Below are 16,055 nucleotides of genomic sequence, written 5' to 3' on the forward strand. Positions count from 1 at the left end.
TACAGGCTTATTTTTGAGTTTAATATGGCTATTCACAAATTATTGATTGACGATTTTGTAACGATCGATTATGGATTGATTGCCATACATTCTTCCCTTGAAGACCACAGGCTTGCCTATTTTATGAACAGGGAATTATCTATACTGCTTGAAAAAAGCCCAAACGACATATGGGTTACCATTAACGAAGGGGAAAGCTGTTTTTCGAGATTTATTTTTGAAGACCCCGGCAACGACTGTGCATGGAACCTGATACAAAACAGGAACAGGATAACAACCATGCAGAGCAATACCATCACTTCTTTATTTGAAGACACAGGCCTGTCAATTGAGACAAGCGTTTTTTTAATGCCCGAACTTAAGACCGTGGATTATGTTCTTAAAATAGAAAACATGCCCGCTCTTTTTGATAAAGATGAAGTTGTTGAAAAATTGCTTACCATTAAACAGGTTGCAACAGCATATAGTATTGACCACAAAAAACTGAAATCTAAGAACAATTTAATTTTTTAAAAGAATGCCGACAAGAAAAAAAACTAAAATTGTAGCCACATTAGGACCTGCATGCAGTACAAGGGAAGTGCTGAAAGATATGATTGATGCAGGTGTAAACGTATTCAGGATCAATTTTTCTCATGCCGATTATACCGATGTTAAAGAACGTATAGACATGATTAGAAGCCTGAATAAAGAGTTTGGCTACAACACTTCTATATTAGCCGACTTACAAGGCCCTAAACTGCGTGTTGGAGTAATGAAGGAGGATGTTATTGTAAACACAGGTGATATTATTACTTTTCAGACTGCTGAGGATGTACCAGGCTCTGCAGAGAGAGTTTACATGAACTACAAAGAATTTCCAAATGATGTAAACCCGGGCGAAAGAATACTTCTTGACGATGGCAAACTGATGTTTGAAGTTCTTGAAACAAACCGCAGGGATGAAGTTAAAACTATAGTTATACAGGGCGGCCCTTTAAAATCTAAAAAAGGTGTAAACCTTCCAAATACCAAAGTATCACTTCCTGCCCTTACACAAAAAGATATAAGAGATGCTATTTTTGCGTGTAAAGAAAAGGTTGACTGGATTGCACTTTCTTTTGTTCGTACACCAAAAGACCTTGAAGAACTTCAGGACCTTATCAGCGAGCATTCTGAACATAAAATTCCTATCATAGCTAAAATAGAAAAGCCTGAAGGCGTTGAGAACATAGATAAGATTGTTGCTTTTTGTGACGGACTTATGGTTGCCCGTGGCGACCTTGGAGTGGAAATTCCTGCACAGGAAGTGCCGCTTATACAGAAGAAACTTATAAACCGTGCTAAAACGGCACGTATTCCTGTAATTGTTGCTACCCAGATGATGGAAACTATGATTACAAGCCTTACCCCTACACGTGCCGAAGTAAACGACGTGGCAAACTCTGTAATGGACGGTGCCGATGCCGTAATGCTTTCCGGAGAAACATCTGTAGGTAACTACCCTGTTCAGGTTATTGAGAAAATGACACAGATTATTGAAGCTGTTGAAGATTCTCCGCTTATTCAGGTTCCGCAAAATACCCCGCAGGTGCGCACAAAACGTTTTATAACTAAAACCATATGCCACCATGCCGCACAAATGGCAAATGTAATTAAGGCAAAAGGTATCTGTACGCTAACAAACAGTGGTTATACTGCTTTCCAGATCTCTGCATGGAGGCCAAGTGCACATATATTGGTGTTTACATCAAATAAAACAATACTTACCCAGCTTAACCTTCTTTGGGGTGTTAATGCATTTTACTACGATAAATTTACAAGTACAGATGAAACCGTAGAAGATGTTAACCAAATGGCTAAAGACAAAGGCTTTGTTGAAAAAGGTGATTTTCTTATCAATCTTGCTGCAATGCCTGTTGTAGATAAAGGTATGGTAAACACGCTGAGGGTATCTGAAATTGAATAACAGCTTTCTTTCCAAAAAAGAATATCCAAAAAAAGCCGTCCTGTAAAGGATGGCTTTTTTAGTTATCAGTAATACTTCCCCCCTCCTCTGGAGGGGTGGCTGAAAGCCGGGGTGGTCAGTTTTTTAAATCTAAGCAAACAACAACATTTTTAAAACTAAAAAAGGCTAAGCTGTTCTCCTTTTGTACCATCAAAGTAATGGGTTGCCAACTCCGGCAAAGGCTCTTTGTCTGCAAAAAACTTCTGCCTCGCAATTTTAAAAGTAGTATGAATCATATCGGCAATATTGCCCTCGCCGATACGACGCTTAAACACCTGTTTTTCGCCAAGCTTACCGCCGTGCATAGAACTTATCTGGTGCAGTACTTTATCTTTACGGTCAGGGTAATGTTCTTCAAGCCATTCTTTAAAAACAGGCTCTACCGTATCATTAAGGCGCACTAAGGTATAACCAAAACCCCTTGCTCCCATTTCGGCAATAGTTTTAACTGTAGGCAATATTTCGGGTGTATTAAGCCCCGGTATCATAGGAGCAACCATTACATGTGTAGGTATGCCTTCATTAGAAAGCGTTTGCAGCGCTTTTAACTTTGTATTGACAGATGATGTCCTGGGCTCGAGTTTACGCCTTAGATCTTCATTTATGGTAGGGATACTTAAAGATACCGTTACAAGATTTTTTTCGGCAAGTTTTACCAGTATATCCAGATCGCGGGTTATAAGTGCATTTTTGGTAAGCACATGCACAGGATGCCTGTAGTCAAGGCAGGTTTGCAGCAATGCCCTTGTAATTTTAAGTTTGCGTTCTACCGGCTGGTAACAATCGGTATTGCCCGACATAAGTATCGGTTCAGGCTTGTAGCCCCTTTTCTGAAAGAATTTTTCCAGCAGTTGCGGCGCATTTTTTTTAGCCATTATAATACGCTCAAAATCTACCCCTGCACTATATCCCCAATACTCGTGTGTTGGGCGTGCAAAACAGTATGCACAGCCATGCTCACAACCCTGATAGGGATTCATAGAATAGGCCATTGAAAGATCGGGGCTTTTTACAGTATTAACTATAGTTTTAGGAAATACCTCGAGTACTTTGGTTTTGGCAATTTCCTCCTCATAATCATCCTGATATATAGACGTTTCGTAACGGTTTTTAATAAAATGATTATGAATATTAGCAACTGCGCCCTGCCCTTTTATGTTTTCCTTTTCCATGTTTACCTCCTCTTTTAACCTGTAGCAAATTAGGAAAACGGCATGTGTTTTTGTGTTAAACTGCTTTAAAGGTTATCAACAAAAATGCTATGCCCACAAAATAAAGGGGCTGGCGTATATAAAAAAAATAATGCGCACTTCCCGTTAGTCGATTAACAGGAATTACGCATTAAATCCAATAGTAAATTTTAAGATGCGGTAGCTATGCCCTGCATACCAAAATTTCTTCTCTGGTAATCAAGATCGGCCTGAAGTGCCAGCATGGCTTCTTCCTGATCTTTAATTCTTTCAATATAGTCATAAAGCTGTTCTTTGAGCAATTTTTTGCTTTTCAGCTTTTCAAATTCAGAATCGGCATATTCAATACTTGCTTTTTCTTTAAGCAGTTCAATATATTCTGCGTAAGTTATATCGCTATCAGGAAAAGCTGCATAAGACCATGCATGATTTTCATTTACCAGGTCTTCAAACTCTGCCTGCAACTGCATTTCCTTTTTTTTGTTTTTTTCAAGCTGAGAGATAATGGTTTTCCTCGCAACTAAAGCTCCCGGCAGCATATTTTTGTCAATAAGAAAGAAAAAAACCGCCATAAGAAGCCCGATAGTCAATAATAGTGCATTCATTTTCAGGGGGAGTAAATTAAATTATTAAAACAAAATTATTCTTTATGAGTTTGATTTATTGCTCTAAACTATTCAATTTTTTTATAATTAAATCAAACTTCCTTATACTGTACGAAAAAATCGTTGAACAGCATGTTTTATCGAAAATATGCCGTTTATAAGTTATATTTATAACGTACAAATTCGCAAAATATTGATTTACAGTATTGTATAATTTTACTTTTAACATATTTAACGTTTTATTTGTAATCAATTATAAAATACAGCCGTTTTATTTTTTATGTTTTATGTTAATAATGCAACCAAAATAAACGTTTTATACTGTTGATAAAAACGGAAAGGCCGCACATTGCTGTACGACCCCTTCCCCAAATCTTTATGAAAATTTATTTTATCGCATCATTGCGAAATGACCTTTATATTCTTTACCATTTTTACGTGTTATAACAAACCAGTAGTCTGTTGCAGGCTGTTGTATGCCATTATAAGTACCGTCCCATCCGGAAGAGCTGCCTTTAAAAGAAGCCATTATTCTTCCATACCTGTCTATAATAGTAATAACCATATCCTGGGTAAACCATGCATTTTCTATCTGCCACTTATCATGAACCCCATCACCATTAGGCGTAAAATATCTTGGATACATTAATAACAATACTTCATCCTGAGCCATGCCGCATCCGGCTTTATCATTTACGGTTACTGTATATTGCCCCGGTTTCAGATCTTCAAACAATGGGCTGTCCTGATATTCCGTACCATTTATTGAATATTCGTAATCTCCTGCCGAATCAGTGATTACTTCTATGGAGTTATTATTATCTGTCCAGTCTTTTATGTCTATCTTTTTTATGACCGGCTTTTGCGACTGGTTTACTATGATGGTTTTAACAGCATCGCAAGTAATAGATCCTGTAACTTTAGTAACTCTTAAACTATATTCACCCGGTTTGTTTACACTTTTAAGATTGCCGCCTGCTTCTGTTTTACCATTATAAGTCCATTCATAGCTGTCAAATCCTTCAGGTGCCTCAATAACAATGTAGCTGTCTTCACAAAAACTATAGTTATCGTCCATATCTAAAACCGGTGCAGGCACTATTATAATAGTAAACGATGTTACTGCGTAGCAGTCACTATTATTGCGCGATACCCTTGCATAAATAATATCACCATTTGCCGCAGGATAATTTATGGGCAATGCATTGGTGCCAGCCTCTGCATCCTCCTGTGTAGTATGATAACTTACCGAAAACAATGCGGCAGACTGTGTGCCTAAAACAGCAGGGCTTTGGGCTGCAACATCAATAATAGCCGTACCATCAGAATCCCCACATGTTAATATATCTTCAGGCTTATTTGCAACAGGTGCTTTTACTACGGTAATCTGTTTAGAAAAAAAGCGGGTTTCTTTGCCATTTTTTGCCTTCGCTTTTACGGTATAAATTCCCGTAGCCGCATAGGTATGCACTGCAATTGCGCTGGCAGACTGATTGCCATCACCAAAATCCCATATAATGCTATCTGCATCAAGGGTACCTAAAGCCATAAAAGAAACTTCGGTATCCTTACAATCATTTTCTGCATCAATATCTAAAAGGTAAAAAGGCGAAACAACAAAGTTAGGCAGCCCTACAAATGTTTTTTTTCCGCCAAGATCAATTGTATCAAGGGCAAAGTTACATCCTGCACCTTCAATATTAGGATTGTTGATAACAGACAGCGCGCCTGTAAGATACTTGTTTACAAGGTAAATTTTTGAATCGGGCCCAAGTTTTATTGAGCTTGCAACATTTATTGTACCTACCGATGTTTGCGTAGCAGCAATATCTGCAGCTGTTATATTATACTGAAAAACATTATCATTGCTTGTTGCATACAGCAGTTTGCTGTTTGGCGAAAATTCTACCCCATAACACTTTGCAGGCGATTTTATAACAACAGCATTGCTTACAATACCAGTCTGGTTATTAAACTCAAAAAGTTCTACATTAAGCATACCGTTTGCCGATGCCAGATGTTTACCATTGGGTGAAATACTCATCCAGCCTGCATAATGCCCAGAATTATCGGCTCCTTCTATGCTGCTGCCTGCATTGCTTATTACCGGTGTAGCACTAACGCCAAATGCTGTTACCAGATAGCTGTAAAAAGCATCATTACCCCATCCATGAGTTGTAACCCATATATCTTTACCGTTTGAATGATAAACAGCAGTAATTTTTTCTGTAACCGGTGTTATAAGCGGAATGTTTGCCGCTACTACATCTCCTTTACCATTATCTGCGGTCATATCTACTTCAGAGTATGTTAAGCCATTAGGCCCTCCCGCATCATCTGCCGCAAAAATATAATACGTTGTTGATGAGCCGGGCTTAGGAACTATTATTGCCGACTGTGTGGTACTCTGATCTCCTAACAGACCCGTTCCGTGCGGCATTTTCAAATTATTCCTGTTCCATACATCAACACCGTTTGTATAAAAAAGCAGCACACCGTTTTCATCCGATATTGCCGAGCTGCCTTCCATAGTATTCATTGTACTGCTTGTTACAGCAACAGGCCTGCCCGTGCTAAAGTTTAAAGCAGCCGTTCGGCCAAAGTACCAGTTGTTGTCCTGCTGTGCGCTTACAGTAATAGCCAAAAGGCTTATAAAGCAGCACAGCCATTGTGCTTGTTTCATTATTAAATTTGGAGCAGTTGTTAAAAACGGTATTTAAAGGTGCTTTAGCTATTAAAGTCTTATTACCCTGTTACCGCCGTCAACTGCCGGATGCTTACATACAATCTCTCCCCATCCGGATCAAATCGGCATGCCTTATCACACCGATACCAGATTAAATTATCTGCTTATAATATTCTCTTATAGCTGCATTATATGCTGTTTATACCGGGGAATAATACAAAACGCGCAGCACACATACGTGTTAATAATGCTGTCAGTTTTAAAAATAATATGCATGCCTAATTTTTATTAGCTGAAAAGATGCCATGCATATAGATCATTCAATAGCTCTAACGACTTGAAAGTCACGCTTTAAATAAACCAGAGGCAAAATTATTTATTTTTTAAATAATAACCGTAATAATTTGAAAGATATTTTTAAATATTTTTGCATTACGCCGATTTAATGTGCTTTTAATCGATTAAATACGGAAATATTAGGCTGATTTTTACAAAAAGGAACAAATGTTGTAGTAAAATATTTAATTTTTAAATATTAGTAAGATAAAGTTTACGGTTAACAATTTTAGCAGAGAATTGTAAGGCTGATGTTAAGGAGATTTATCCTGTTAATAAAAATAACCGCCCGGACAGAAGCCCAAACGGTTACCAGAAATATAATTATAGTACACAAAACTAAACGGAACACAATTATATATTGTCGCTAAACCATAAATTATGTGAATAGTTTTTAGATTAGATGACAAATAATGTGTAAGGTTGCGTTAAACATTTGAAAGAAAAGTAGTATTTAGAATTTGATGGATTTTGTCGAGAATTTGTAAGATTTCAATAAAAAAATATTGCTTTTTACTTAAAAACCAAACTGCATTTTTAAGCTGCTGCTAAAAACAGGATGATCAAGTGTATCCTGAATTGTAATATCAATTTCCATAGCGTCGGGATTACCGGAAGGAGAAACCTTAACTTCCTCATAATTAAACCTGCTTTTGCCTTTTACGTTTTTTGTGAGTTCAGTATCATTCACAAAACAAAATACATAGGTACTGTCTACCGTATATTTGTCTAATGCTTCTCCTGTACCCACATAGGTATAAATACCACCATTAGCAGACACATGCTCTATTTCACCGCTCTCCTTCAGACTGTATAACTTTTCAGCGTTAATGTGATCTGCAGTATGCTTATCCATAATATAAAATGCAGATGATGAATTGTTGGAAATAGTTAGTTTTTGAGATTTACTACAGCTAACTGTTACAATCAGCAGTAATCCCAACATAATTTTAGTTGTTTTTTGCATTGGTTTTTTATGTTTCAGTAAAAATAAAAAAAACGCCCGATACAAAATTGTACCGGGCAATTTTACTCAAAAAGAAACTCCACACATACTTTAAACAGTTTGGTTTAAAATTTCCCTACCCTGTAATAAAAGAAAGCTCCCCGATGCAAAAAACACCGGGGAGCAAACATAAAACAAACAATTAATCTAAAATAATCTGGAAAGATTTCCCAAACTATGCTGTTAGCGCCATCCGCCGCCTAATGCTTTATATAAATTTATTACGGCAAGATATTGCCTGTAATGATTATCAACTAAATTCAGCTGGCTATTTAGCGCATTATCTTTTGCTGTAAGTACTTCAAGATAGTTAACCAGGCCATAATCTAACAATTCATCTGAATAGTCAGCAGCTTTGGTAAGCGCATCTACCTGTTTTTCCCTTATGGTAAGCTTTTTTGTTTCGTTGTTATAATTTGCAAGAGCATCGCTTACCTCTTTACTTGCAGTTATAAGTGCCTGTTCAAATTTTACAAGCGCCTGTTCATTCTGGGCTTTGGCAATTTCATAACGGGTACGAATCTGCCTTCCGTTAAACAAAGGCTGTGTAAGCCCCGTAACAATATTAGCAAACAATGAGTTGGTATTTATCCAGTCGCTAAGCTCAATACTCTGTAAACCACCTGTAGCAGTTATTCTAAACTGAGGATAAAAATTGCTTCGTGCTACATTAGTAAGCTCAAAAGCATTTACAAAACCATACTCAGCCGCCACAACATCCGGGCGGTTTCTAAGCAGCTGCGTAGAAACTCCAAGGCTGATATTTGGGTTAAGCGTTTGCTGTGCAAGTGTGCCGCGCTCTAATTTTTTAGCAGGTTCGCCAAGTAATATGCTAAGTGAATTTTCAACCAGTATAATATTGTTTTTAAGATCTTCAATTATAAGCTCAGTTGCATACTTTTGAGCTTCGGTTTGCTTTACACCCACTTCATTAACGCTTCCCGCGTCTTTAAGTGCAATAATTGCCTCAACGCTTTCACCACGGTTAACAAGTGTCTTCTCGGCAATTTCCAGCTGTGCATCCAGCGATAATAATTGATAATAATTACTGGCAATACCTGTTATAACCTGCGTTTTTACCGCCTGGTTAGCGGCAAGCGTTTGCATATATGATGCGGCATAAGCACGCTTGTTACTGCGTATTTTGCCCCATATATCGGCTTCCCAGGCAAAAGAACCTGTTAACTGATACTGGTCTAAGTTAGTAGAACCGCCAGTCTGGCTTACAATTCGCCCTATCTGGCTGTTTTTACTCTGTTCAATATGTGTCCAGTCGGCACCAAGGCTAAGCGTAGGAAAATATCCTGCCTTGCCCTGTTTAAGGCTGGCTTCGGCAGCAACAATATTCTGCATTGCTACCCTTATATCAAAATTATTCTGAAGCCCTTTGTTTATGTATTCCTGTAATTTCGGATCGGTAAACATATTCTGCCATGATATATCTGCCATAGAAATCGTATCCTGCGATACAATTTCTGTTCTGTACAGGTTCTCGGCTTTTATGTCGGGCCTTTTATATTCTTTTGCGGCAAAGCATCCCTGCAGCAAAACACCTGCTGCCACCGCTATTGCCAGTCTATATGTTATCTTTATAAGTTTCATGGTTTTCCCGGTTTTTATGCTTCGTTATTTTCTTGGTTTTCTACCGGTAATGGTTTAGATGATATTCTTTCCTGCAGTCCCTGGAATATTACAAATAATATAGGAATAACAAATACACCGAATACTGTACCTATAAGCATACCACCTACAGCACCCATACCAATAGACCTGTTACCTACAGCACCTACACCGCTTGCAAGCGCTAACGGCATTAAACCGAACACAAATGCAAACGAGGTCATTAATATTGGTCTTAAACGTGCTTTGGCTCCTTCTTTAGCCGATTCTATCAGGCTCATGCCATGTCGGCGACGCTGTATTGCAAACTCTACAATAAGAATGGCATTTTTGGCGAGGAGGCCTATAAGCATGATCAGGGCTACCTGAAAGTAAATGTTATTTTCCAGCCCGGCAAGTTTAACAAAACCAATAGCCCCTGCAATACCTACCGGTAACGATAACAGTACTGCCAATGGCACTATGTAGCTTTCGTACTGGGCACTTAGCAGGAAGTAAACAAATATTAAGCTTAAAAGGAAAACTCCCGCCGCCTGGCTGCCCGCTATAATTTCCTCACGTGTCATACCCGAAAATTCGTAGCTATAGGTTTTAGGCAGGTGCTGTGCGGCAACTTCCTGAATAGCTTTAATAGCATCTCCTGAGCTGTATCCCGGATTTGCCTTACCGTTAACGTTTACCGCTTTCAGCATGTTAAAACGCGCTACAGCTTCAGGCCCGTATATCTTTTTAAAATCTACAAACTGGCTTATGGCAACCATTTGGTTGTTGGCATTTCTAACGTATATTTTATCTATAGATCGTTCGTCGGCACGTTCATCCGGCTCAGCCTGTATCATTACACGAAACTGTTTACCAAATCGATTAAAATCGGTAGTATATAAACCACCATAATAACCCTGCATGGTATTAAAAATATCGCTTACAGACACACCTGCATCTTTAGCCCTTTCCACATTAATATCCATTTGATACTGCGGGAATCCCGGGTTAAAATTGGTCATGGCATACTGTACTTCCGGCCTTTTAGAAAGCTCTGCAAGAAACTCATTGCTCACTTTACTTACGGTAGCCCAGTCGTCATCGCCCTTATCCTGTATCTTAAATTCAAAACCATCTGCAGAACCAAATCCCTGTACACTTGGCGGGGTAAAGAATAACATTCTTGCATCTTTAAAGGCTGCTGTGCGTCCAAATAATTCACCTACAATAGCATCTACGCTCTGGTTGGCTTCTTTTCTTTCTTTCCAGTCTTTAAGCTTAATAACGGTAAATGCATATGATGCTCCGTTAATCCTGTTTAAAAGGCTGAAACCTACAATGTTCATCCTTGCTTCTACCATTGGCATAGTTTGCAGCAATGAGTCAAGCTGTTTTACGGCAGCATCGGTTTTTTCAAGGGTTGTACCCGGCGGCATGGTAATATCTGCCATAATAATTCCCCTGTCTTCGTTAGGTATAAACCCGGAAGGTGTGGTAGTGAAAAGTAAATAGGTGATTCCGCAGAAAATCAAAAGCCCTAATACTGTTATCCATTTTTTTCGGGCAAGGAAGCCTAACGACTTAACATATTTCCTGTTCATAGCATCAAAGCCGCTATTAAATGCTATAAAGAAACGGTCTTTAATGTTTTTCTTTTTGTGTTCGTGCTCTTCATCATGCGGTTTAAGCAACAGCGCACAAAGTGCAGGACTCAGCGTTAAGGCATTTACTGCCGAAATTAAGATAGCTACTGCAAGTGTAATGGCAAACTGCTGATAAAATACCCCCGATGGTCCTTTAAGGAATGATACCGGAATAAATACCGCCGCCATTACAAGCGTAATAGATACAATGGCTCCTGTAATTTCGCTCATGGCAGAAAGTGTGGCATTTTTGGCCGATTTTTCCCCTTCATCCAGTTTGGCGTGCACGGCTTCTACTACCACAATGGCATCATCTACCACAATACCAATAGCAAGCACAAGTGCAAACAGGGTTAAAAGGTTAATAGAGAATCCGAATATCTGCAGGAAGAAAAACGTACCAATAATAGCAACCGGAACCGCAATGGCAGGTACCAGTGTAGAACGTACATCCTGAAGGAAAAGGAATACTACTATAAATACCAGTATAAAAGCTTCTACCAGTGTAGATATTACTTTGTGGATAGAGGCATCAAGGAACGTTTTAGTATTAAACGGTACAACATAATCTATACCTTCAGGAAAGTCAGCTTTGCTTTCCTGTAAGATAGCCATTACCTCATCAATAATATCATTTGCGTTTGAGCCTGACGTCTGGAATATACCAATAGCCACACCTTCATTACCCATACCATAGTTGTTAGAACCATAGTTAAAGGCTCCAAGTTCTACTTTGGCTACATCCTTAAGGTGTAAAAAGTTTCCGTTTCCGGTAGCTTTTACTACTATATCTTCATAATCTTCTACTTTACTAAGGCGCCCTTTATATTTAATTACATATTCATAAACGCCCGAAGCATTTTCACCAAATTTACCCGGCGCAGCCTCAACATTCTGCTCCTGTAATGCTGCCTGTATATCTTTCGGCGAAAGGTTATATGCTGCCATTTTCTCAGGGTCTATCCATATACGCATTGAGTAATCTTTGGCACCAAATACGTTTACCTGCCCTACTCCTTTTACACGCTGAAGCCTTGGCACAAGGTTAATTTTGGCAAAGTTTTGCACATATGTACCATTATATTCTTTGTTTGTACTGAAAAGCGAAACAAACATAAGGGCACTGGTCTGGCTTTTAAGGGTGGTAACCCCTGTTTGAATAACAGCCTGCGGTAATTTGCTTGTAGCACGCGATACCCTGTTCTGCACGTTTACCGCAGCAATATCGGGGTTTACACCAAGTTCAAAAAACACGCTTATGTTGGCAGTACCATCATTAGCCGCGCTGGATGTCATATAGGTCATACCTTCAACACCGTTTATTTCTTCCTCAAGCGGAATAACAACGCTGTTAAGTACAGTTTCGGCATTAGCCCCTGTATAGGTAGCTGTTACCTGAACCGTAGGCGGGGCAATTTCCGGGTACTGCTCCACAGGCAATGAAAGCAAACCCAGAATCCCCAAAATGGTTAATAGTATCGAAATTACAGTACTCAGTACCGGCCTTTCTATAAAAGTTTTTAGCATTTGTGTTATTTTTTGGTAACGGTTGTTGTAGTTGTTTTAGCAGCACTTACGCTATCTGCAGCAGCTGGGGCAGCTTCTTCTTTTTTAGGCTGGGGCACTATAGCCATACCGTCTTTAAGTTTGGTAACGCCCTCTACCACTATAACTTCACCTTCTTCAAGGCCGCTCTCTACAATAAAGTTAAGCCCTGATGTGGTTTTAACGTTTATAATTTTAGATTTTACAGTGTTGTCTTTATTAACAACATATACCATTTGTTTGCCCTGCATATCAAACACAGCATTTTGAGGTACTACTAATGCATCTTCAAAAGTTATAGGCAGCCTTACAGTACCTTTGCTTCCGCTTCTAAGTATTGCTTCAGGGTTTTTAAACTCTGCCCTGAACTGGCTTGTACCGGTAGTTTCGTTAACAAGTCCTGTTACCGTTACCAGTCGCCCTTTCTCTTCATAAACACTGCCATCAGCAAGCAATAAACTTACATCGGGTGTGTTTTTTAGTTTTTCCTGTAGTGTAGCACCTTTAAATTCGCGGCTAAAGCTTATCATCTGCTTATCATTCATAGAAAAGTAAGCACGCATAACGCGTGTGTCAGACACTGTGGTAAGCGGCATTTCGCTGGTAGCGCTGGCAAGGGCACCTTCTTTATAAGGAAGGCTTCCTATAACACCATCTACCGGAGATGTAATAGTTCCGTAATTTATATTGGCAGCTACAGCACTATATGATGCTTTTGCCTGGGCAAGTTTTGCTTTTGCAGTTTCAAGCTGTACGTTAGATATAATCTTACGGTCTACAAGCGGTTTAAGCCTGTCTACCTCTACCTGCGCTGCACTAACATTGGCTTTTGCAGCAGCAGCATCCTGATTAAGGGTTTGGGTTTCCAGTTTAAAAAGCAGCTGGCCTTTGCGCACCATCTGGCCTTCGTCAACATATATTTTCTGGATAAAACCATTAACTTTTGGACGGATCTCTACATTTTGCTGGCCTTCAAGGTTAGCAGTGTATTCTTCATAAATAGTTGCATCCTGCCTGGCAATGGTCTGCACAGCAAAAGGCATTGGTCCCGGGGCAGGAGCCTGCTCTTGTTTTTTACCGCATGAAGCAACTATAAGCAAGGCAGCTATGGCTCCTATAAAAGACTTGTTTTTCATTTGTGTCTGGATTTACTGTTCGTTTTATTGTGGATGATTTATATTGGATCGTTGTTTTCTATCTGCTTAAAATCGGCTATACTTTTTAGTATCAAAGCTTCCATATCAAACATATGCTGTTTGTATATTTTTATTTTATCAAGATCAGATTTACCCATTGGGCAGGAAATTGTTTTCTCCCTGTAGGCATGCATCTTATCAATAATCTTCTTCTCAGCATCGATCATTTTAAGGTAATTGTCAAATCTTTCGCTAAAAGGTGTGCATTTATAATATTTTTTTCGGTCTCCCGGAAGGGTATAATAACTAATCTTACCTATTTTAAGTAACAGGTTAAGGTTTGTAGAAACCGAACTTTTACTGGCACCCATACGTTCCACAAGGTCCTCAAAAGAGATTTTATTTCCGCATGAATCCAGTATAAGGGTTGCTAATATTCGCGACCCCAGGGGTGGAAGATGATGTGCATCCTGAAAATAAACGCCAAACAGCTCCACCAATTCATCCCGCTCTTTCCTGATATCTGACATTTGATTTACAAATTTTGCGCAAATGTACAACTTAGTTCGGTAATTACCGAACTAAACGAACTCAATTTTTACCGGGAATAAAAATACCTCCCTGATAAACGATGAAAAAATGAATGATTAGTAACTGATAAACAACAAATTAAAATTACCTCAATTACTTAATAAATTGTAATCCGGGCAACTGAAATTAACAATATTTTAATATTTAAAAGGCAGAAATAATGTGGTCAGTTATCAATTTTGCGTGTACACGGCTGTTTTCTATAAACCATTTATGGGTTTCCATTCCGCCGCAAACCACCCCTGCAAGATAAAGGCCCGGCACATTGGTTTCCATAGTTTCTGGGTTATAGGCAGGTGTACAGTTAATTCCATCGTTTATATGTACTCCGCTTTTCTTTAAAAACTCAATATCGGGCCTGTAACCGGTAAGTGCCAGTACAAAATCGGCCTCAATAAGAATTTCACCATCAGAGGTATTAAGTACAACCTCATTTTCGGTGATCTGGGTAATTTCCGAATAAAAATAAGCCTTTATACTGCCTTCGGCAATACGGTTCTCAATATCGGGCTTAACCCAGTATTTTACGCGGTTGTTTATTTCACCTTTTCTAATAACCATAGTAACATCTGCACCTTTGCGGTAGCACTCCAAAGCAGCATCTACCGATGAATTATTAGCACCTATAACCACAATTTTGCGGAAGGCATATTCATGGGCTTCTTTATAATAATGCCGAACATGCGGCAGGTTTTCACCCGGAACATCCATATATACCGGAATGTCATAAAACCCTGTAGCAATAACTACATTTTTAGACACATACTCTCCCTTAGAACTGGTAAGCACAAACAAGCCGTTATCTTTTTTGTTTACAGCCTCTACCCTTTCAAACAATTTTATATTGAGGTTAAAATGCTTATGAATATTGCGGTAATATTCCAGCGCTTCCTGCCTGCCCGGTTTAGGTGCAATGCAGCTAAAAGGCACACCGCCTATCTCTAAACGTTCGGCAGTAGAAAAAAACGTCATATATAAAGGATAGTTAAACAGGCTGTTAACCAATGAGCCTTTTTCAATTATCAGGTACTTAAGCCCCTTATTTTGCGCTTCAATAGCACAGGCCATACCTATAGGTCCGCCGCCAATAATTATAAGGTCGTAGGTTATTTGTTCCATAAGGTATAAGGGTTATTGCTAAGGTAAGCGTTATAGTAGCGTTCATCTCCTGTAACTTCTTCGCCCAGCCAAAGTGGTTTTTCAAAAACTTCATTTTCATCGGCAAGCTCTACTTCGGCTATTATAAGCCCGGCATTATCACCAAAAAATTCATCTACTTCAAAAATATGGCTGCCCACTTTTACTTCATACCTAATTTTATCTATACTGCCTTTTTCACAAATCGCAAGCAGCTTTTCGGCATCGGCAAGCGTAATTTCTTTTTCCCATTCCATACGGCTGGTACCACTGTCATTGCTCCTGCCCTTTACCGTAATAAAGCCCTGGTTACCTTTTGTGCGGACACGAACAGTTCTGTCCGGATTAGAGTTCAGGTAGCCCTGTGCAATACGTTTTTGTGTAACCGCCTCATTTTTATAGGCATCGGTAAGCACAAGGAATTTACGTTCGATCTCGATCATGTTTTTTGGAAATAACAGCCAAGTTAAGGAATTAAAGGCAGAGATTTACTATATATTTTAGTTTAAGAATGCACTTATACCATCGCTATCACAATCAAATACTAAATTTTTTGCCCTATGATAATTATAGGGCAATGATTTGTATTTT

General features: G+C 38.9%; 12 protein-coding genes. 2 read left to right on the forward strand and 10 right to left on the reverse strand.

Annotated elements, in window-relative coordinates; all coding sequences use genetic code 11:
• The first annotated feature begins 24 nt into the window (after nucleotides 1-24).
• Nucleotides 25-513, forward strand: coding sequence for an IPExxxVDY family protein (locus NHE85_RS05070; RefSeq protein WP_252810277.1), 489 nt, complete (start codon nucleotides 25-27; stop codon nucleotides 511-513).
• A gap of 4 nt (nucleotides 514-517) precedes the next feature.
• A complete protein-coding gene (gene pyk / locus NHE85_RS05075) occupies nucleotides 518-1,948 on the forward strand; it encodes a pyruvate kinase (protein ID WP_252810278.1) in 1,431 nt (476 codons plus the stop codon).
• 155 nt (nucleotides 1,949-2,103) lie between these two features.
• Here pyk and NHE85_RS05080 read toward each other — a convergent pair whose 3' ends face one another.
• The 10 genes from NHE85_RS05080 to NHE85_RS05125 all read right to left on the reverse strand — a co-directional run bounded on the left by NHE85_RS05080 (nucleotide 2,104) and on the right by NHE85_RS05125 (nucleotide 15,907).
• Nucleotides 2,104-3,159, reverse strand: a complete 1,056-nt coding sequence (locus NHE85_RS05080; protein WP_252810280.1) for a PA0069 family radical SAM protein — start codon at nucleotides 3,157-3,159, stop codon at nucleotides 2,104-2,106.
• 188 nt (nucleotides 3,160-3,347) lie between these two features.
• Nucleotides 3,348-3,782 (reverse strand): hypothetical protein, encoded by a 435-nt coding sequence (locus NHE85_RS05085; RefSeq protein WP_252810282.1) that lies wholly within the window; start codon nucleotides 3,780-3,782, stop codon nucleotides 3,348-3,350.
• Nucleotides 3,783-4,173: 391 nt separating this feature from the next.
• A complete protein-coding gene (locus NHE85_RS05090; protein WP_252810285.1) occupies nucleotides 4,174-6,465 on the reverse strand; it encodes a T9SS type B sorting domain-containing protein in 2,292 nt (763 codons plus the stop codon).
• 856 nt (nucleotides 6,466-7,321) lie between these two features.
• Nucleotides 7,322-7,750 carry a hypothetical protein gene (locus NHE85_RS05095; RefSeq protein ID WP_252810287.1) on the reverse strand — a complete coding sequence of 143 codons (429 nt, stop codon included), beginning with the start codon at nucleotides 7,748-7,750 and terminating at the stop codon, nucleotides 7,322-7,324.
• A gap of 243 nt (nucleotides 7,751-7,993) precedes the next feature.
• Entirely contained in the window at nucleotides 7,994-9,412 is a 1,419-nt protein-coding gene (locus tag NHE85_RS05100; RefSeq protein WP_252810289.1) for an efflux transporter outer membrane subunit, read from the reverse strand.
• A gap of 14 nt (nucleotides 9,413-9,426) precedes the next feature.
• Nucleotides 9,427-12,582, reverse strand: coding sequence for an efflux RND transporter permease subunit (locus NHE85_RS05105; protein WP_252810291.1), 3,156 nt, complete (start codon nucleotides 12,580-12,582; stop codon nucleotides 9,427-9,429).
• Nucleotides 12,583-12,587: 5 nt separating this feature from the next.
• Nucleotides 12,588-13,736: an efflux RND transporter periplasmic adaptor subunit gene (locus NHE85_RS05110; RefSeq protein WP_252810293.1), complete on the reverse strand. Its 1,149-nt coding sequence runs from the start codon at nucleotides 13,734-13,736 to the stop codon at nucleotides 12,588-12,590.
• A 38-nt stretch (nucleotides 13,737-13,774) separates the two neighbouring features.
• Entirely contained in the window at nucleotides 13,775-14,266 is a 492-nt protein-coding gene (locus tag NHE85_RS05115; protein ID WP_252810295.1) for a GbsR/MarR family transcriptional regulator, read from the reverse strand.
• A 205-nt stretch (nucleotides 14,267-14,471) separates the two neighbouring features.
• On the reverse strand, nucleotides 14,472-15,446 hold the full coding sequence (locus NHE85_RS05120; protein WP_252810297.1) for a YpdA family putative bacillithiol disulfide reductase: 975 nt from the start codon (nucleotides 15,444-15,446) through the stop codon (nucleotides 14,472-14,474).
• Entirely contained in the window at nucleotides 15,434-15,907 is a 474-nt protein-coding gene (locus NHE85_RS05125) for a CYTH domain-containing protein (RefSeq protein ID WP_252810298.1), read from the reverse strand. The genes NHE85_RS05120 and NHE85_RS05125 overlap by 13 nt, the downstream gene beginning before the upstream one ends.
• Between the last annotated feature and the right edge of the window lie 148 nt (nucleotides 15,908-16,055).

Source organism: Flavobacterium sp. NRK1 (genome assembly GCF_024054175.1).
GTDB lineage: Bacteria > Bacteroidota > Bacteroidia > Flavobacteriales > Flavobacteriaceae > Flavobacterium.

Coding starts and splice junctions, on each gene's coding strand:
- NHE85_RS05105 (WP_252810291.1), bottom strand. CDS start 12,582: ATGCTAAAAACTTTTATAGAAAGGCCGGTACTGAGTACTGTAATTTCG.
- NHE85_RS05095 (WP_252810287.1), bottom strand. CDS start 7,750: ATGTTGGGATTACTGCTGATTGTAACAGTTAGCTGTAGTAAATCTCAA.
- NHE85_RS05125 (WP_252810298.1), bottom strand. CDS start 15,907: ATGATCGAGATCGAACGTAAATTCCTTGTGCTTACCGATGCCTATAAA.
- NHE85_RS05085 (WP_252810282.1), bottom strand. CDS start 3,782: ATGAATGCACTATTATTGACTATCGGGCTTCTTATGGCGGTTTTTTTC.
- NHE85_RS05070 (WP_252810277.1), top strand. CDS start 25: ATGGCTATTCACAAATTATTGATTGACGATTTTGTAACGATCGATTAT.
- NHE85_RS05120 (WP_252810297.1), bottom strand. CDS start 15,446: ATGGAACAAATAACCTACGACCTTATAATTATTGGCGGCGGACCTATA.
- NHE85_RS05080 (WP_252810280.1), bottom strand. CDS start 3,159: ATGGAAAAGGAAAACATAAAAGGGCAGGGCGCAGTTGCTAATATTCAT.
- NHE85_RS05115 (WP_252810295.1), bottom strand. CDS start 14,266: ATGTCAGATATCAGGAAAGAGCGGGATGAATTGGTGGAGCTGTTTGGC.
- NHE85_RS05110 (WP_252810293.1), bottom strand. CDS start 13,736: ATGAAAAACAAGTCTTTTATAGGAGCCATAGCTGCCTTGCTTATAGTT.
- NHE85_RS05090 (WP_252810285.1), bottom strand. CDS start 6,465: ATGAAACAAGCACAATGGCTGTGCTGCTTTATAAGCCTTTTGGCTATT.
- pyk (WP_252810278.1), top strand. CDS start 518: ATGCCGACAAGAAAAAAAACTAAAATTGTAGCCACATTAGGACCTGCA.
- NHE85_RS05100 (WP_252810289.1), bottom strand. CDS start 9,412: ATGAAACTTATAAAGATAACATATAGACTGGCAATAGCGGTGGCAGCA.